The organism is Peteryoungia ipomoeae (assembly GCF_004912165.1).
Classification (GTDB): Bacteria; Pseudomonadota; Alphaproteobacteria; order Rhizobiales; family Rhizobiaceae; genus Allorhizobium; species Allorhizobium ipomoeae.
Genome location: NZ_STGV01000003.1, coordinates 294150 through 311867, shown reverse-complemented (window position 1 = coordinate 311867; position 17718 = coordinate 294150). Strand labels below are relative to the sequence as shown.

At 61.9% G+C, this 17718-nt stretch carries 12 protein-coding genes; 7 read left to right on the top strand and 5 right to left on the bottom strand.

The features are described 5' to 3' along the window. Positions 1–56 precede the first annotated feature (56 nt). From FAA97_RS11285 to FAA97_RS11275, 3 genes are all read right to left on the bottom strand, one after another. Positions 57–1970 (bottom strand): PhoX family protein, encoded by a 1914-nt coding sequence (locus FAA97_RS11285; protein ID WP_136598624.1) that lies wholly within the window; start codon positions 1968–1970, stop codon positions 57–59. 74 nt (positions 1971–2044) lie between these two features. Beyond that, positions 2045–3118 carry a ligand-gated ion channel gene (locus tag FAA97_RS11280; protein WP_246041433.1) on the bottom strand — a complete coding sequence of 358 codons (1074 nt, stop codon included), beginning with the start codon at positions 3116–3118 and terminating at the stop codon, positions 2045–2047. Beyond that, on the bottom strand, positions 3118–4236 hold the full coding sequence (locus FAA97_RS11275; protein ID WP_136598622.1) for a cache domain-containing protein: 1119 nt from the start codon (positions 4234–4236) through the stop codon (positions 3118–3120). The genes FAA97_RS11280 and FAA97_RS11275 overlap by 1 nt, the downstream gene beginning before the upstream one ends. Before the next feature lie 268 nt (positions 4237–4504). Here FAA97_RS11275 and FAA97_RS11270 point away from each other — a divergent pair, with 268 nt between their 5' ends. The 4 genes from FAA97_RS11270 to FAA97_RS11255 all read left to right on the top strand — a co-directional run bounded on the left by FAA97_RS11270 (position 4505) and on the right by FAA97_RS11255 (position 10018). After that, positions 4505–6283 (top strand): acyl-CoA dehydrogenase family protein, encoded by a 1779-nt coding sequence (locus tag FAA97_RS11270; protein ID WP_136598867.1) that lies wholly within the window; start codon positions 4505–4507, stop codon positions 6281–6283. A 213-nt stretch (positions 6284–6496) separates the two neighbouring features. Then, the gene (locus tag FAA97_RS11265) at positions 6497–7258 is read left to right on the top strand and encodes a crotonase/enoyl-CoA hydratase family protein (RefSeq protein ID WP_136598621.1); all 762 of its coding nucleotides are present in this window, start codon (positions 6497–6499) and stop codon (positions 7256–7258) included. Between the two features lie 208 nt (positions 7259–7466). After that, the gene (gene mcpU / locus FAA97_RS11260) at positions 7467–9551 is read left to right on the top strand and encodes a methyl-accepting chemotaxis protein McpU (protein ID WP_136598620.1); all 2085 of its coding nucleotides are present in this window, start codon (positions 7467–7469) and stop codon (positions 9549–9551) included. Positions 9552–9715: 164 nt separating this feature from the next. Beyond that, positions 9716–10018: a hypothetical protein gene (locus FAA97_RS11255; RefSeq protein ID WP_136598619.1), complete on the top strand. Its 303-nt coding sequence runs from the start codon at positions 9716–9718 to the stop codon at positions 10016–10018. Between the two features lie 30 nt (positions 10019–10048). Here FAA97_RS11255 and FAA97_RS11250 read toward each other — a convergent pair whose 3' ends face one another. Together FAA97_RS11250 and FAA97_RS11245 are read right to left on the bottom strand one after the other, a co-directional pair. Then, a complete protein-coding gene (locus FAA97_RS11250) occupies positions 10049–11299 on the bottom strand; it encodes a class I SAM-dependent RNA methyltransferase (RefSeq protein ID WP_136598618.1) in 1251 nt (416 codons plus the stop codon). Continuing rightward, positions 11296–12096 (bottom strand): TlyA family RNA methyltransferase, encoded by an 801-nt coding sequence (locus FAA97_RS11245; protein WP_136598617.1) that lies wholly within the window; start codon positions 12094–12096, stop codon positions 11296–11298. Before FAA97_RS11245 ends, FAA97_RS11250 begins: the two co-directional genes overlap by 4 nt. Positions 12097–12512: 416 nt before the next feature. Between FAA97_RS11245 and FAA97_RS11240 the strand changes: the two genes are divergently transcribed. From FAA97_RS11240 to FAA97_RS11230, 3 genes are all read left to right on the top strand, one after another. Further along, the gene (locus FAA97_RS11240; protein ID WP_246041418.1) at positions 12513–13523 is read left to right on the top strand and encodes a DUF4424 domain-containing protein; all 1011 of its coding nucleotides are present in this window, start codon (positions 12513–12515) and stop codon (positions 13521–13523) included. A 268-nt stretch (positions 13524–13791) separates the two neighbouring features. After that, positions 13792–15618, top strand: coding sequence for a methyl-accepting chemotaxis protein (locus tag FAA97_RS11235; RefSeq protein ID WP_136598616.1), 1827 nt, complete (start codon positions 13792–13794; stop codon positions 15616–15618). 216 nt (positions 15619–15834) lie between these two features. Continuing rightward, a complete protein-coding gene (locus tag FAA97_RS11230) occupies positions 15835–17676 on the top strand; it encodes a methyl-accepting chemotaxis protein (protein WP_136598615.1) in 1842 nt (613 codons plus the stop codon). The last annotated feature ends 42 nt before the right edge of the window (positions 17677–17718 follow it).

Below are 17718 nucleotides of genomic sequence, written 5' to 3'. Positions count from 1 at the left end.
CCCGTCGGCGGCCTTTCTGCATGGCGTATAGGGGCGGCGTTGCCGCCCCGAGATGATCAGCCGACCAGGGCCTTGTCGTCGCGCTTGACCGCAACGATCGTCGATCGCGGCAGCGCGCCTTCGCCATCCGGGAACGGCGCAGAAGGATGCTGGATGCCGACAAACATGGTGCGCTTGTCGGAAGCCCAGGTCATGCCGGTCACTTCGCCGCCCTTCGGGCCGGTCAGGAAGCGCTCGATGCGGCCCGTTGCCGGATCGCCTGCCAGCATCTGGTTGTTGCCCTGGCCGACGAAGTCGCCTTCGTTGGAATCCTCGCCATCGGTCTGGATCCAGAGGAGACCGGTGGAATCGAACATCATGCCGTCAGGCGAGTTGAACATGTTGCCGGAATTGATGTTCGACGAACCCGCATAGGGACCGTCCTTGTGCACATCCGGGTTGCCGGCCATGACGAACAGGTCCCACTTGAACTTGCCGTCGGCATGGTCGTCATTCTCGGGATACCAGCGCACGATCTGGCCAAACTCGTTGCCTTCGCGCGGATTGGCGGCATTGAGTTCCATCACGTCGCCGCCGGCATTGGTGCGCATCTTGCCATCCTTCAGAACGGCGCGGTGCGAATTGTTGGTGAGCGCGCAATAGGCTTCGATCGCAACCGGGTTGACCGCGACCCATTCCGGACGGTCCATCGTGGTCGCGCCGACCTTGGATGCGGCCTGGCGGGTGAAGACGCAGATCTCGTCCATCTTCATGCCCGTCGTCTCTTCGGTCAGTGCCAGCCATTCGCCGGTGCTGTCGTCGGAGAACTTGGCGACGTAAAGCGTGCCCTCGTCGAGCAGCTTCGAGGTGTCGCCACCCGGAACGTAGATGCCGTTCGAGACAAACTTGTAGAGGAACTCGCCACGCTCGTCGTCGCCCATATAGACGACCACGCGACCGTCACGGGCAATCACGACAGCCGCATTTTCATGCTTGATGCGGCCAAGTGCCGTGCGCTTGATCGGCGTCGAGGAAGCATCCGATGGATCGATCTCGACGACGTAGCCGGCGCGGCGTGGCTCGTTCGGGTTCTTCGACACGTCGAAGCGCTCGTCGAACTTCTCATAGCCATAGCGGGTCTCGGCCGCGATGCCGTAACGCTTGTAGTCGTCAGGCATCTTGAACTCGGCATTGGTGGAGCCGAAATAGCCGTTGAAGTTTTCCTCGCAGGTGAGGTAGGTGCCCCACGGCGTGCGGCCGGCGCCGCAATTGTTGAACGTCCCGAGACAGTCTATACCAGCAGGATCGGCAGAAGTCTTGACGAGTTCGGAGCCGGCGGCAGGACCGGAAAGCTTCATCGGCGTGTTGTGGTGAATACGACGGTTGAACGGGCTGTCGAGCACGATCTCCCAGCCGTTTTCACCTTCCGCCACTTCCATGACGGTGACGCCCTGCATGTTCTGCAGGATCTTCACGTCATCGAGCGACTGAGGCATGCCTTCCGGCGCGTGCGGCAGGTTGGTCTCGTTGTTGACGTATTCGTGGTTGACGGCGATCACCTGATGGTTGCCGATCTGGAAGCTTTCCATGCCGTCGGTGTTTTCACCAAACACCTTGTCGGAGGCTTCAAGCGAAACGCCCTTCACCGGGTCGATATCGGCAACGTTGGAAAACAGCGGCTGGCCCCATTTGGCAAGCGGCTTCCAGTTGTAGCCTTCGGGAACGTGGATCGTGGCGTCCGTCTGGGCGGCGATCGGCTTGAACGGGAAACGCGTGGCTGCGGCGTCCTGGGCGACAGCCGAGGTCGAGGACATCAGATTGCCGACAGAGCCCATGGCAACGGCTGCCGAGCCCATGGCGAGGATCCCGAGGAAACCGCGGCGCGAAACGGCGCGTTCGACCACCAGGTCGAAATCAGTGACGGCCGGGGGCGGGTTCTGCAGTTCGTCCCACTCGTCCCACGAAAGGTGGTTCTTGTTCGTGTCGGTCATCGATCACTCCTTGGTTTGAAGAATTCCAGGAGGTGAGGTAGTCGCGGCCCATTACAGTCTTGTGACGGATTGCGTTAAGTCAGTGCATTGAATGCAACCGAGAGGCATATCAGCAGGAAGATGGCGGGGATTGCGAGGCGTATATACGCCCGGATTTCGGGCTCCAGATGCGGATATCGCTGCTTGCCCGGATAATCGGCATAGATCAGCACGATATCGGTGAGCAGCACGGCGATCAGGTAGAAATATCCGAGCGACACCATGACGGCGATCGGCGAATTCATCGAGATAGAGCCCGGAAAGCTCGATTCATAGGTGAAGCTGAGGGCCGCTAGCGCCAAAAGCGCGGAATAGGTGATCGGCGCCTTGTCACCGATCAGGCTGACCCGCGCCCAAAGGATGAAAACGGCAACCGAGGTGACGGCGAGGAACGGTACGAAGAGCGGCAGCACGTAATACTGCCAGGCGCGTTCGACCTCTGCCATCGCCTTGACCCGGACGAAGGGCCGCGCATTCCAGCCGTGGTAACGCTCCATCACCACCGACAGACGCTTGCCGGTCCAGTTTGATGCCGAGACATCGGTTTCAATCGACGACATTTCCCGGTCGAGATCGTTCATGACATAGATCACTTCGTCGGCCGCATGGCGTGGCGACACCATCGACAGCGTCAGATCCTGATGGTCGAAGGGAAAGGATGTCATGTCGATATCGACGCGAAAGTCCGCATCGATTCGGCGAATGCGGGTGACGGTGCCATCAGCACGAACGGATACCGAGGTTGCTTCCGTGCGCGCCGTGGTGATCTGGTTTTCAATCTCGGTTCCGGGTGTCCACATGCTGGACAGTGTCTGGACAGCTTCGTCGCCGACCGTGTCGATGCGTCCGAAGCCGCTCACCTTCGGATCAAAGGCGAGCGCGGGATTGCTCCATCGTTCCGTCAGCTCGACCATCATCGAGGCTTCCCCTTCGGTCGCGGCAATACGCGACACATTGAGAATGCGCACGGCGACATGGACCTGGATCGGCAGAAAAACGCCGCTGGGCAAAGGGGCCGGTGTCGCCGCAGCGCCAGCGCGCGGCAGACTGCAAAGCGAAAGGGTGATGAACAGGAGACAGGCCAGGCGCTTCAACGCGCATAGAGCCATCACGACGGCCTCCCTGAGGCGCCGGGCAACAGTGCCGCGAGACGGTGCATCGCCTGGCGAAGAGCGACAATCTCGTTCGCGTTGCCGACTTCCGGTTCGAGTGTCGAATGCGGATTTTCGGCCAGAACCTGCCCATGGCGGGCAAGCTCGCCGAGCGGTCGCAGGATGATGGCGCGGATGGCGACCAGGACGATCCCGTAGCACAGCAGGAAACCGACAACGCAAATCGTCAGGGCTGTGACCAGAGACCGATTGAACTGACTGCCGAGCGTGGTGATGTCTCGGGCGATCACGATGGTGCCGATCATCCGGCCGGAATAGTCCAGCAACGGTTGCGACAAGGTGGCAAACCGCTGACTGTCCAGGCTGAACTCTCCCTCGACAGGTTCGCGCTGCAAGCCGATCTCGCCGGCCGCAAGAAGCTTTTCAAACAGGGCGGTGTCCGTCGAGGACTCGATCAGAAGCGCGCTACTGTCTTTCGAGACGGCCTTGTCCTTTGGCACATAGCCGGACATGGCTGGGCTGAGAAACAGGGCGAAATCGGCGCCGGATGCCGATTTCGCCAGATCCATCAGCGTCTTCAGTTCGATGCCCACTTCAAATGTGGCAATCAGCGTTTGGCCGTCCAGAACGGGTGCGACCGCTCGCAGGCTGAGACCCGCAATGCCCACCTCCAGCCCCTTCTGCAGCTTGCGGCTGCGATTGGCCGCAAGGATCATCGGACGGAAGCCGGACAGATCCTGGCCAAAATTCTCCGGGTCCTGAACGCGCAGATAGCTCTTGATGTCGGGGGTATGGAAGTGAAGCATGTTGACGCCCGCTTCGCTCGCCAGCGCCTCGTAGCTGGGCTTCAGGTAGGCGGCAAGCGCTGCCCGGTCCTGCGCCTTGAGATAGGCAATCACCTGGGCATCGCGGCCAATCTGCACAGCCTGGGTGGCCGAAAGGCTCGCGGCCTGCCCCATGGAGGAGGTGAGCAGAAGCGCGGTTGCCTGCATCTCCTGCCGCTTGCCCTCGGCCAGCTGTTGGCGGCTGCCCAAAATCACCACGGTCGCGGCAACAGCAAGCACAAGGGCCAGGCAGGCGGCGGTGGCCAGAGCAAGGCTTCGATCAAGCGTCATGGGGCAGGGTTCCGGATGCCAAGGTTTTCCGGTGGTAAGCCAGTCCGGCCCGGCTTGTATCGCCCAAGTTTGGGCGCATACTCCGGTCGCCTTTGGGGGTGTCAAACGAGCGGTGGTCCTCTCGTTTCAAGAGACGTCCAAGCGGCGCGGGAACCCAAAAAGATTTGACGTTTACGTAAAAATCAATTAGCCAGAAGGCACAATGGCCGCGCCTCCTGGGTGGAGACTGGGCGTGGCCAAGAGCATACGTTCGTTGGAGGAGAAGGTCATGTACAAGGCGCCCGTAGAAGAGATCGCGTTCACGCTCAAACATGTGGCAGGCCTGAGCCAGGCCATCGAGGACGGCAAGCTCGGCGACCTCAGCGACGACCTTGTCGACGCCATCCTCTCTGAAGCCGGACGCTTCGCCAGTGATGAAGTGGCGCCTCTTGCCGAGATCGGCGACCGGCAGGGCGCTCGTTTGGTGGATGGCAAGGTGGTCGTGCCCGATGGCTGGGATACCCTTTACCGCGCCTGGGCCGAGGGCGGCTGGAATTCGCTGACGGCATCGGAAGATTTCGGCGGGCAGGGGCTTCCCCATATGCTCAATGTCGCAGCCCTCGAGATGTGGAATTCCGGCTCCATGGCCTTTGCGCTCGGACCGACGCTCACCATGGGTGCTGTCGATGCCGTCACTGCACACGGTTCGGATGCCCTGAAGGCGATCTATCTGCCGAAGATGGTGGCGGGCGAATGGACCGGCACGATGAACCTGACCGAGCCGCATGCCGGCTCCGATCTCGGCGTGATGAAATCACGCGCCGAGCGCCGCGACGACGGCACCTACCGCATTTTCGGCCAGAAGATCTTCATCACCTGGGGTGAGCACGAGATCACCGAAAACATCATTCATCTGGTGCTCGCCCGTCTGCCCGATGCGCCGGCCGGCACGCGGGGCATTTCGCTCTTCCTCGTGCCGAAGTTCCTGGTCAACGCCGATGGTTCGCTCGGTGCCCGCAACGATCTCCACTGCCATTCGCTGGAGCACAAGCTCGGCATCCACGGCTCGCCCACCTGCACCATGATCTATGGCGACGGCAAATTTGGCGATGAGCCGGGCGCCATCGGCTATCTGATCGGCGAGGAGAACAAGGGCCTCGCCTGCATGTTCACGATGATGAACAATGCCCGCCTTGCCGTCGGCATGCAGGGCGTTGCCATCTGCGAGGCCGCCACCCAGAAGGCCGTGCAATATGCGAAGGACCGCACGCAGGGCAAGGCGCCGGGCTGGGCAGGATCCGGCATGAGCCCGATCATCGAACACCCGGATGTCGCCCGCATGCTCGCGACGATGAAGGCGCTGACGCAAGGCTCGCGCGCCATTTGTTACGTTTGCGCCCACGCCACCGACATGAGCCATCATGAGCAGGGTGAGGTCGCCCGCCACTGGGCCGAGCGTGCGGCACTTCTGACCCCCATTGCCAAGTCCTTCGCCACCGATGCCGGCGTCGAAGTGGCCTCGCTCGGCATCCAGACCCATGGCGGCATGGGCTTTATCGAGGAGACCGGTGCTGCCCGCTTCTGGCGCGACAGCCGTATCGCCCCGATCTATGAAGGCACCAACGGCATCCAGGCCGCCGACCTCGTCACCCGCAAGCTGCCGCTCTCGAATGGCGATCACGTGCGCGGCTTCATTGCCGAGCTGAAAGACATCGTCGGTGCCGTCCGCGCCTCCAATCTCGATGGCTTCGGCGAAACCGCCGATCGGCTGGAAGCAAGCCTCGACGATCTCGAGGAGACGACGGAATGGCTGCTGACGCAGCTCGCTGATGGCAATGCCGCAGCCGCCCTTGCGGGTGCCACGCCGTATCAGCGCCTCTTCGGCCTTGTGTTGACAGGCGTTTATCTCGCCAAGGGCGCCCTGGCGGATGAAGAGCACGGCCGCGACAACCGCCTCGCCCTCTGCCGCTTCACCGCCGAAAACATCATCGCCGAAACTGCAGCACTGAAGGACCGCGTAGTCTACGGTGCCGCCAGCCTTGAGGCGGCTCGGACGCTGTTTGCATGAAGTAGCTTCGCCGAAGACGCTGCCCCTCATCCCCGGCGCAACAGCATTGCGCCTGACCTGCCGGCACCTTCTCCCCGCAGGCGGGGAGAAGGGCGAAGGCCGCAGCGCTTCTGGTTCCCCTCGCCCCGTTTACGGGGAGAGGGTGCGCCGAGCGAAGCGGAGGCGGGGTGAGGGGCTAGTCCAGTGACTGAGACAAATCAAAGAGGGACAAGCATGACCGACCACATCCTGATTACCCGACCTGAAGCCCATCCCGGAGTCCTCGTCCTGCGTTTCAATCGGCCGGACAAGAAGAACGCCATCACGCAGGCCATGTACGAGAAGCTCACCGCGGGGCTCCTGGAGGGCGAGGCGGATGAGGCCGTTCGCGCCATCGTTTTCCTCGGCTCGGAAGGCTGTTTCTCGGCCGGAAACGACATGGCCGATTTCCTCGGTTTCGCCATGGCCGGTGCCGTGGGCGAGCCGGCCGCTTTCGGCCTCCTCAAGGCGCTGACGGAGGTCACCAAGCCGCTCGTCTCCGGCGTCGATGGCCTGGCGATCGGCATCGGCACCACGCTCCACATGCATTGCGACCTCACCGTCGCCTCCGATCGCAGCCTGTTCAAGACCCCCTTCGTTGATCTCGCGCTTGTGCCGGAGGCAGCCTCCAGCCTGATTGCGCCGCGCGTCATGGGCCACCAGCGCGCCTTCGCCATGCTGGCCGCCAGCGAAGGCTTTTCCGCCGAACAGGCCCGCGAGGCAGGCCTGATCTGGAAAGTGGTCGCGCCGGATCAGGTGGAAGCCGAAACGCTGAAGACCGCATCCTCGCTTGCCGCCAAGCCTCCGGCCGCGATGAAAATCGCCCGGGCCCTGGTCAAGGGCAGTGCGGATGAGGTGCGCGATCGCATGCAGGAGGAACTCGTGCACTTCGTCGCGCAGCTGAAAAGCGCCGAGGCCCGCGCTGCCTTCGAGGCCTTCATGAAGGGGCGCGGCTGACATTCGTCAAATTCGACTAAGATAATATGTGAAAATTCGACTTCCTGAATGGGCTTAAGCACCCATTAAAATTTACTGGATAATTTGCCGATGAGAGGCGGTTTGTCAGTCAGTCGTGCCAGCCACGGCGCGCGGCAGACTGTCTTCATGCCAGAAATTGTCCAGTCGCAGCCATCGCGCTCCGGTGGCAGCCCATCAGGAAGCTTCAATGCAGTCTCGTGCGAATCTCATGTCCAAGATCCTGGTGGTCGCCTCCCTCGTGGTGGTGGCCGCCTTGTCCGGCTTTTCCGTCTACATCGACAGCCTGCAACGCAGCGCCACCGATACTGCGGTGAAGAGCGAGATCCAGTCCTCCGGCCTTCAGGCCTCGCAGAGCATCGCCAACTGGCTCAGCGCCCGTGTCATGCTGACGGAACTGGCCGGCAATGCCGCCGCCAAAGCGCCAGACGCGGCCGCCATTACCGCCGCCTTCGACAATCCGGTGCTGATCCGTGAATTCATGTCGACCTATGTCGGCGACGAGCAGGGCGTCTTCACCAGCGTGCCTGTGCAGCCGCTGCCGGAAGGATATGATCCACGCAAGCGTCCGTGGTATCAGGAGGCCGTCAAGGCCGACAAGATGGTGCTGACCGACCCTTACAACGACGCCTCGACAGGCAATCTCATCATCAGCGCCGCGATTCCGGTGAAGAAGGACGGCAAGCTCTTTGGCGTGGCTGCTTCCGACTTCTCGCTCACCTCGCTGGTCGAGATGGTGAAGTCCGTCGACATGGGCGGCAAGGGCTCGGCATTTCTCGTCAAGCAGGATGGTACCATTCTCGTCCACCGCGACGGCAATCTTGTCACCAAGACGCTGAAGGACGCCTTCCCCGAGGCAACGCCGGCGATCGGCCCCGGCATCAGTGAAACCACCTTCGCTGATGCCAATGTTCTCGTCAGCTTCCTGCCGATCAAGGGCCTGCCGCGCGAGGACTGGTATCTTGGTGTCCAGATCGACCGTGACCTCGCCTTTGCCGCCATCGGCGAGTTCCGCACCGCCGCGGCCGTTGCGACCGTGAACGGTGTCGTGGCGATGATCGGCATCCTCGCCGCGCTCCTGTCGCGCCTCGTCGTTCGCCCGGTCGTCGAAATGACCGGCGTCATGGGCAAGCTCGCAGGGGGCGACGTCTCGGCGAAAATCCCGGGCACGGAGCGTCGCGATGAAATCGGCCAGATGGCCGCAGCCGTCGCCGTCTTCCGCGACAACATCATCGAGCGCGGTCGCCTGTCCCGCGAGGCGGATGAGACGCGCAGCCTCAGCGAACGCGAACGCCGCGAGCGCGAAGAGGCCAGGGCAAGGGAGGCCGAGCAGGTGGCCTTCGCGGTGGAATCGCTTGCCGATGGTCTCGGTCGTCTGGCAAATGGCGATCTGGTCACCCGCATCGAGACCCCCTTTGCCGGCGATCTCGACCGTCTGCGGACCGACTTCAACGCTTCACTCGACAAGCTGCATGCAGCACTCGCCATGGTGGGTCGCAATGCCCGCGCGATTGATGGCGGGGCTGCCGAAATCCGGTCTTCCGCCGACAATCTGGCCCGCCGCACGGAGCAACAGGCTGCCTCGGTCGAGCAGACGGCTGCAGCGCTTGAAGAGATCACCACCACGGTCAAGGACAGCGCGCGTCGTGCCGAAGAGGTCGGGCAGCTCGTGTCGCGTGCCCGCACCGGAGCGGAGAAATCAGGCGAGATCGTCGAGCGGGCCGTCAGCGCCATGCAGGGCATCGAGAAGTCCTCGGGTGAGATCTCCAACATCATCGGCGTCATCGACGAGATCGCCTTCCAGACCAATCTCCTGGCGCTGAATGCCGGTGTCGAGGCAGCCCGCGCTGGGGAAGCTGGCAAGGGCTTTGCTGTCGTTGCCCAGGAAGTCCGCGAACTGGCGCAGCGCTCGGCGCAGGCAGCCAAGGAGATCAAGGCGCTGATCAATGCATCTGGCGATCAGGTGAGAAGCGGCGTCGATCTGGTCAACCAGACTGGCGAGGCGCTGGAGGTAATCGTGCGCGAGGTGCAGGAGATCAACGGCCACGTCAATGCCATCGTCACCGCCGCGCGTGAACAGTCGACCGGGCTGCAGGAGATCAACACTGCCGTCAACACCATGGACCAGGGCACGCAGCAGAACGCTGCCATGGTCGAGGAGCAGACGGCTGCCAGCCACGGTCTGGCGGCTGAAGCTGCGGCACTGTCGGCACTTCTCGATCAATTCCGCATCGATGATCGCATGGCCGCCGCCAATACGCGCCGCGCCGCCTGATTGAAATCATCAAACCACCAACGGCGCCCCGGGGGCGCCGTTTTTGCTTGGCTGCGTTTCATCTGCGGCAGTTCAGTATCCGTTCAGGCTTTTTGGACTAGCTTGTGCAACCTGATGGCGTCTTGTCCGTTGCGCTGTTACCCATTTCGATCTGAGGATATTCCATGATGCGTTTGTTCTGTGTCGCATTCACCCTTCTTTTCAGCAGCGTTGCCGTCCAGGCAGGGACCGTCCAATCGGATGCGCCGCCTTATGTCCTGATCAACGATAGCAACGACATCATCACCGAGCAGTCAGGCCGTCCGGACCGGCCGCGCATCCGGCCGCAGCGTTACATCTGCGTGGTGGACCAGTCGGGCAATATCGGTGGTGGGGGGCAGGTTACGTGTCCTGCAAAACCGGCCCGTGTCGGTGGTCGTTGCCGCTGCGCCAACGTTACCGGTTCGGGCACGCTTCACACATATTGATGAGACTGCGGGCTGATCCGTGCCCGCAAATCATCCCTTCGTCAGAACGGCAACCGCTTCGACATGCGGCGACCAGAGAAACTGGTCGATCGGCGTCACGCGCTCGACGCGGTAGCCGCCCGCGATCAGGATCGACAGATCCCGCGCCAGGGTCAGCGGATTGCAGCTAACCGCGACCAGTTTCTTCACCTGCGATTTCGCAAGCTCCCGGCACTGTTCTTCCGCGCCCGCGCGCGGTGGGTCGAAGACCACGGCATCATAGCCTTTCAGCTCGAACGCCATCATCGGCCGGCGAAACAGATCGCGTCGCTCTGCCGTCACCGGTTTGAGCCCTTGCGTGTTGCGAGCGGCGAAATCCAGCGCCTTGATTGCCTTCTCGTCGGATTCAACGGCATGCACGGACATCTTGCGCCCGAGCCTCAACGCAAAGGTGCCGACACCGGCAAAGAGATCGGCGACCTTCTTCGCCTTGCCGATATGCTCTGCTGCCAGGCTTGCCATATGGGCTTCCGCCTCCAGCGTTGCCTGGGTAAACCCGCCCGGTGGCAGCACGACGCGCGCGCCGTCGAAATCGAGCAGCGGCTTGTGCGGCTCTATGACGATTTCGCCATTGGCTGATACCCGCGCAATGCCCTTGAGCTTCAAAACGGCATTGGTCACGTCCCGCCGCGCCCTGTCAGCAAGTCCGCCGCGCAGACCGTCCAGCGAGATATCGAGCCCGGTCATGGTCTCCGTTACCGTGATGCGGAAGTGATCGGCCCCCGCTGCCCGCGCCAGGATCTTCAGCGTCTCCAGATGCGAGACAAGACCCGGCGAGGCGATGGGACATTCCTCGACCACCACGACATGGTGGGTTTCGGCCTGCATGAAGCCAATGACCATGTCGTTGTCGCGGCGCCGGGCGGAAAACACCAGGCGGCGGCGCTGATGCGGATGCGCCTCGAAAATCTCGCCGACGGGCGCCTCGATGCCCTTCGATTTCAAGGCATCAATCAGGATCTGCCGCTTGAAGGCATTGTAGGGTGCTGGTGCCAGATGCTGCAGCGAGCAGCCGCCACAAGTGCCGCCGACGCCATCGGGGCCGAAATGCTTGCAAGCCGGCGCGATCCGGTCGGGCGAGGTGGAGGCAAAGGACATGATCGTGCCCTCGTTCTTCACCCGCGCAACCGCAACAGTTTCACCCGGCAGCGCAAAGGGCACGAAGATCGGGCCCTTTGCGCCATGCGCCACGCCATCGCCCTTGGCGCCGAGGCTGGAAATGGTAACGGTCTCGGCGCTCATGCTTCGTCCTCGCCCTCGTCGCCCGAGAGGTCGTCGTCGTCAGACTGCGGCTTGATGCCGGCCAAAAGGAACTCCTCGTTGCCATCCCCGCCGGCAATCGGCGAGGGGATGAGGCCGAGGCTCGTCCAGCCCATGTCTTCGGTCAGCCAGCGCTCCAGCTCGGCGGCAACGGCGGGGGCTGTCTCCGGCTCCTTCAGCAGGCCGGCCTTGCTGATCGCCTCGCGTCCGGCCTCGAACTGCGGCTTGACCAGCAGCAGACAGTGGGAGCCGGGTTCCGCCAGCTCAAGTGCGGGCGCAAGTGCGAGCTTCAGCGAGATGAAGGACACATCCGAAACCAGGAAGTCGAAGGGCTCGTCGTCGAGATCCTCTGCCTCCAGATAGCGGGCATTCAACCCCTCGATATTGGTCACGCGCGGATCGGCCGCCAGGCGCGGATGCAGCTGGTCATGGCCGACATCGATTGAGAACACGTGCGCTGCGCCACGCTTCAGCAGCACTTCGGTAAAACCGCCCGTGGATGCGCCGACATCGAGGCACACGCGCTCTGTCGGATCGAGGCCGAAATGGTCGAGCGCTGCAACGAGCTTGAGGGCCGCACGCGAAACATAGTCCTGCGCCGGATCGTCGATCTGGAAATCGTGATCGGCACTGAAGACGAGGCTCGGCTTGCTCACCACCTTGCCGTCGATCTTCACCGTACCGCGCTGGATGGCATCGCGGGATCGGGACCGGCTGGCAAAGAGGCCGAGGGCGACCAGAAGCTGGTCGAGACGCTGGGGTTCGGGACGCTTTTTCATGCCCCGTCAATGATGGCTGTCAGCGCTGCGTGCAAGCTTTTTGTTTGGCTGGCGCATTTCCGTCCGGGCTCTGCGACCTTTTTTGGTTGAAGGCTTGCTTCATTAGTTATGAATTAATCATTCGTTCCTAATCTTCAGGTGTCACCCGGGCGGTCTCCTTCCCCCAGATATCCCGGTGATACGCTGCAGCCCTCCTCCCTCCAATGCTGCAGGAGAACAGAAGCCCTCCGGATTCGGGCCCGGAGGGCTTTTGTGCGTTTGGCGCAAGCATCCGGGCTGAGCCGCATCCCGGCGCGTGTGTGACAGGTCAAGAATTGGCCGGTCTGCCCCCATTGACCGCAGATGGCGCTTCCCCGCACAAATGATGGACGCGACGGGATACCCCGTCTGAGCCGCGAGCAGGAGAGGGCAAATCGATGCAAAAAGGTCCGCTTTGGGGAGCGATGATCGTTATGGCAGGGCTGCTCGGCCACAGCGCCCATGCCAACGATACGATGGCGGTGCTTGGCGCCGGAGGCCTCTCGTTCACCCGCACGGACCAGATCAGCATGGTGGAGGAGGATCTCTATATCTCGCCGTCAAAGGTCGAAGTGAATTATCTGTTTCGCAACATGAGCGATCGCAACCTGTCAACGATCGTTGCCTTTCCCATGCCGCGCATCGGCGGCAGTTCGGATTTCATGGCCGGTGTTCCCGACACGGAGAAGGACAATTTCATGGATTTCACCGTGGAACAGGACGGCCATGCGATTGCGCCCCAATTGCAGCAGCGTGCCCTGGTTCAAGGGATCGACTTTACCGAGGAGGTGAAACGTCAGGGCATTCCCCTGATGCCTCTGAGCGAGGCCACCACCAAGGCCATCGCAGCCCTTTCGCCGGATGTGATCAAGGACTGGCAGGTCAAGGGCTTGATTGTCGATGTCAACGCGTCCGAAGAATTTGGCGGCGAACCGCAATATGTCGCCACCTGGGAACTGGATACGGTCTATTTCTGGGAAACCGTCTTTCCGGCCGATCGCGATGTGAAGGTCAAGCACACCTACAAGCCAAGCCTGGGAGGGACGACAGCCATGGTCTTCGTTCAGAACGGTCAGCCGACGGATACGTTTGAGGAGTACGAGGAAAAATACTGCATTGATGACGCCTTCATGAAGGTCGCAACGCGGCTGGAGAAGAACCAGGCGGCAAATGCCGGTCCCTATTACTTCGAGCAATGGCTCTCCTACATCCTCACCACTGGCTCCAACTGGTTCGGCGCGATCGAGAAGTTCCGCCTTACCGTCGATAAGGGCAGCGAGAAGAACTACGTCAGTTTCTGCGGTGAAGGTCTCAAGAAGTCAGGCCCGACAACCTTCGTGATGGAAGCCACAGATTTTTATCCCGAGAAGGATCTCGACATCCTGCTTCTGGTTCCTTCAAGCCAATGAAAACATGCCGGGTTTTCGAAGGTAGCGGCAGCCGGATAGGGGGCGAAAGGACGCCGATGAAAGCGCGACCATTGGTCGAATTGACCATGCCAGGGTAACGGCTTGTCAACGCGTTTGCGACACGTTCCGGCTGATCGGTAAAGTCTGGCTTCCCCCTGCGCGTGCTATGACGGCTACGCAAACCCCGGATGGATCATGCACCATGTCCTGTTCCTGCGAGGCGGCCAATGCCGGCTGCCGCGGGCCTGTGCGTCCTGAAAGAATAGCAATGAAGCTGAACAATCTCTCCCTGAGCCACAAGCTGATCCTGACCTTCTGCACCATCATGGCCGGATGTTTCCTCGCCTCGCTCGTGGTTTTCGTTCAAGCCTATAATGCAAAGCTGCTGCTGGTGGAGCAGGACATCGCAGACCGGATCGATAGCCAGCTTGAGACGGCCACGGGCGCCATGTCCGAGCAGATCGCCCGTCATCAGGCCTATCTTCTGTCCGCTGACAATGCCGAGCGGGCCGCCAGCGCAGTAGCCTATGCAGGCCTCGTCAGCGCATTGGACAATGCCGCACCCTTGGCCGCAGACGATGCCGCCCTGACGGGAGCCTTTGAACGCATGCGCGCTGCTGCGGCCCGGTACCGGCAGGCCGTGATAGAGCCGCAAACCGTGTCGCTGGCCGAGGGCAAGGCTGCGGAAGAAGTCGCCAAACTGGGGGCTGCCGATCGGGCAGGGGCTGTCGATGGTTTCCGCAAGGCCGCAACAGATGCCAAAGCCGCGCTGTCGGCAACCGTCGTCGCCGTGAAGGCAAAGCTGCAGACGGCGCATGCGTCGCTGGAAATCGCGCTGATCCTCGGCGCGGTCGTTGCCGGCATCTTCGCTGTTGGCCTCATCTGGCTCCTGGCGCGATCCATCGTGACCCCGATCACCGGCATGACAAACGCCATGGGGAAACTCGCCGCAGGCGATCATGCGGTCGAAGTGCCGGCGGTCGAGCGCGGCGACGAGGTGGGCCGCATGGCCAAAGCCGTGCTCGTTTTCAAGGAAGCGGCCATCGAGAGTGCGCGCATGTCTGAAGAGCGACGGGCCATGCGAGAAGAGGTCGAGACGGAGCGGCAGCGCACGGAGACCGAGAAGGCGCGTGAAGCCGATGAGGTGCAGTTCGCCATGGCCGAGCTTGCGGGCGGTCTGGCGGCTCTTGCCACCGGTGACGTCGTCGTTCGGTTGCAACGCCCCTTTGCGGAGCGCCTCGACAGCCTGCGTGGCAACTTCAACGATGCGCTGTCCAAGCTGCAGGAAGCACTGCGCTCCGTTGGCGCGAACGCCCATGCCATCAATGCCGGTGCTGCTGAAATCCGCGCAGCCGTGGACGATCTGGCCCGGCGCACCGAACAGCAGGCAGCGTCCGTGGAGGAAACGGCTGGCGCCGTTGAACAGGTGACCGCCACGGTGCGCGATACCACGAAACGGGCCGAGGATGTCGGTCAGCTGGTTGAAAGCACGCGCATGGGGGCGGAGCGTTCCGGCCAGGTGGTGCGCAATGCCGTGACGGCAATGAACGAGATCGAAGCCTCATCGCAATCCATCTCCAGCATCATTGGCGTGATCGAGGATATCGCCTTCCAGACCAATCTTCTCGCCCTCAACGCGGGTGTTGAAGCTGCGCGTGCCGGCGATGCGGGCAAGGGGTTTGCCGTGGTGGCGCAGGAAGTGCGCGAGCTTGCACAGCGCTCGGCAAACGCGGCCCGGGAAATCAAGGCGCTGATTTCCCGCTCGAGCGCCCAGGTCGGCAGCGGTGTGGCGCTTGTCGGCGAAACGGGGGCCGAGCTCGAAAAGATCGTTGCGGCCGTTCAGGAAATCAGCCGCCATGTGCAGGCCATCGTCACGGCTGCGCGCGAACAGTCTTCCGGCTTGCAGGAGATCAACATCGCCGTCAGCGCCATGGACAAGGGCACGCAGCAGAATGCGGCCATGGTGGAAGAGCAGACTGCGGCGTCCCATACGCTCGCCAGCGAGGCCGCCGCGCTGGACCGCCTTCTGGCACAATTCCGCCTGCGGGAAGAGGCGGCACGGAATGCCTCGCTGCGAAGCCAGAGAGCAGCCTGATGGCGGCTGTCGCTGCGGCCTGCACAATTGGGTAGGCCGCCGCCGCTTTGAGCGTTTGGCGTTTAATCAGATTGTTCAACCTGGGCGAAAAGCGATCAGGCGGGGCGGTTCGCAGGCGAATGGACCTTCTCAAAGCTCGGTTTAGCAATCGCTGCATTAACCATGCGGATTTAAAGTTCGAAGGCAAATTGCTCATCCCGCACTTCGGATATAAAAATGTTGAAATCGTTGAATAAAATGCCCTTGTCCCTGCAGATGGTGCTGGGGATCGGGCTGGCCGTGGCCGCCATTCAGACTTCGCTTGCAGTTTATGAAATTTCCGAAGAACGGCTGAGCCTGACCGAGAAAGCTGCCAAGCGCGGGGATGCCGCTCTCGACATGCTGGAATCGGTCCACACCCAGGCGATGCTGAACCGCAAGGCTGTGGGAGAAGACGATCCGGCCATCGAAACCCTGGATGGGACAATGGAGCAGTTCTCCAATTCGGGCGGCAGCGTCAAGATCTGGCTCGTGATGGGACCCAAGGTCATCGGCTTCCAGAAGTCTCAGGGCGAAACCGAGTTTGAGGATGCACGCGATGCCCTTGATCAGCAGGCCATCGCCAAACTGCAGACGCTGAACCAGCTGGAAGGCGAGACCTTCCGCATGACCCGTCCCGTCGTCCTTGGACAGGGCAGTGCAAGCGATGAGAAATGCGCGGCATGCCATACGGCGCAGATGGGCATTGCCCCCGGCGAGGTGATCGGTCTCTACAGCGCGGCCGTTGATCTGGCGCCAGAACTTGCGGCCTCTCGCGCCCATATGTGGAGCCGTGTTGGTCTCGGTGTCGGCGCGATCACTCTGATGGTGTTGCTGGTGGCTGGCTTGCTGCGGGTAACCGCGATCACCCCGCTCAGGACGCTGGCCAAGGCAACCAAGAGCCTTGCCGATGGTCATCTCGATGTCGAAGTCGGCAGCAGCGGCCGCGCTGATGAGCTCGGCGTGATGGCGCGAGCGCTTGAAGTGTTCCGCGACGGTCTACGCCGGACGCGGGAGCTTGAAGCCGAGGCAGAGACGGCCCGCCAGAAGGCGGAAGCGCATCGACTGGAAGTGGAGCGTCGTGCTGAAGCCGACGCAGCCGAAAAACTGGATTTTGCCACGGCAGGTCTTGCCAAAGGGCTCCGTCGCCTGGCTCAGGGCGATCTCGATTTCCAGATCGATGTGCCCTTCGCCGAAAACTTTGAAGCGCTTCGTCACGATTTCAATGCCTCGCTCAGGGAGCTCGCCGGCACGTTGTCGACGATCAAAACGGCGGCTGCCGCAATCGATGACGGAAGTGCAAACATTGCAGCTGGTTCGCGCGAGCTTGCAATGCGCACCGAAAGCCAGGCGGCCTCGCTCGAACAGACCGCAGCATCGCTGAAAGACATAACAGCCTCCGTGACTGCTGCGAACCAGCGTGTTGCCGAAGCCCGTGATGTGGCCAAGAAGGCAAATTCCACCGCCATGACATCCGGCAAGGTGGTCACCGAAGCCGAAGCGGCGATGCGTGAAATCGAGACGAGCGCGCAACAAATCTCATCAATCATCGGCGTGATCGACGAGATCGCCTTCCAGACCAACCTTCTCGCCTTGAATGCAGGCGTCGAGGCGGCACGCGCCGGCGAGGCCGGCAAGGGGTTCGCGGTTGTTGCCCAGGAAGTGCGCGAACTTGCTCAGCGCTCGGCCAATGCTGCCAAGCAGATCGAGACGCTGATCAAGACCTCGACTGCCCAGGTCGAAAACGGCGTTCGCCTTGTCCATGGAACCGGCGAAACCCTGCTTGAGATCGGGTCTCTTATCGAAGGTATCAACAAGCATATGGATGCGATCGCGGATTTTACCCGGGATCAGACCAGCAGCGTCCGCGATATTGGTGCAGCCGTCGACAATCTCGATTCCGTTACCCAGCAGAATGCCAGGGTTTCAGACACCTCCAGTCAGCAGGCAAAGACACTTGCAGAAGAGGCAGCTGCCATGCGCATGATGATCGAGCGTTTTCGTTTGTCGAACAGTGCACCGGTCAGAAGGGCTGCCTGACCGGCTTTTGCAGAGCGCCGCAAAAGTTGCACACACGAAAAA

Excerpts from the sequence above, each read along its gene's own strand:
- FAA97_RS11280 (WP_246041433.1), bottom strand. The coding sequence starts at position 3,118 with ATGGCTCTATGCGCGTTGAAGCGCCTGGCCTGTCTCCTGTTCATCACC.
- FAA97_RS11245 (WP_136598617.1), bottom strand. The coding sequence starts at position 12,096 with ATGAAAAAGCGTCCCGAACCCCAGCGTCTCGACCAGCTTCTGGTCGCC.
- FAA97_RS11270 (WP_136598867.1), top strand. The coding sequence starts at position 4,505 with ATGTACAAGGCGCCCGTAGAAGAGATCGCGTTCACGCTCAAACATGTG.
- FAA97_RS11265 (WP_136598621.1), top strand. The coding sequence starts at position 6,497 with ATGACCGACCACATCCTGATTACCCGACCTGAAGCCCATCCCGGAGTC.
- FAA97_RS11235 (WP_136598616.1), top strand. The coding sequence starts at position 13,792 with ATGAAGCTGAACAATCTCTCCCTGAGCCACAAGCTGATCCTGACCTTC.
- FAA97_RS11230 (WP_136598615.1), top strand. The coding sequence starts at position 15,835 with ATGTTGAAATCGTTGAATAAAATGCCCTTGTCCCTGCAGATGGTGCTG.
- mcpU (WP_136598620.1), top strand. The coding sequence starts at position 7,467 with ATGCAGTCTCGTGCGAATCTCATGTCCAAGATCCTGGTGGTCGCCTCC.
- FAA97_RS11285 (WP_136598624.1), bottom strand. The coding sequence starts at position 1,970 with ATGACCGACACGAACAAGAACCACCTTTCGTGGGACGAGTGGGACGAA.
- FAA97_RS11240 (WP_246041418.1), top strand. The coding sequence starts at position 12,513 with ATGCAAAAAGGTCCGCTTTGGGGAGCGATGATCGTTATGGCAGGGCTG.
- FAA97_RS11275 (WP_136598622.1), bottom strand. The coding sequence starts at position 4,236 with ATGACGCTTGATCGAAGCCTTGCTCTGGCCACCGCCGCCTGCCTGGCC.
- FAA97_RS11250 (WP_136598618.1), bottom strand. The coding sequence starts at position 11,299 with ATGAGCGCCGAGACCGTTACCATTTCCAGCCTCGGCGCCAAGGGCGAT.
- FAA97_RS11255 (WP_136598619.1), top strand. The coding sequence starts at position 9,716 with ATGATGCGTTTGTTCTGTGTCGCATTCACCCTTCTTTTCAGCAGCGTT.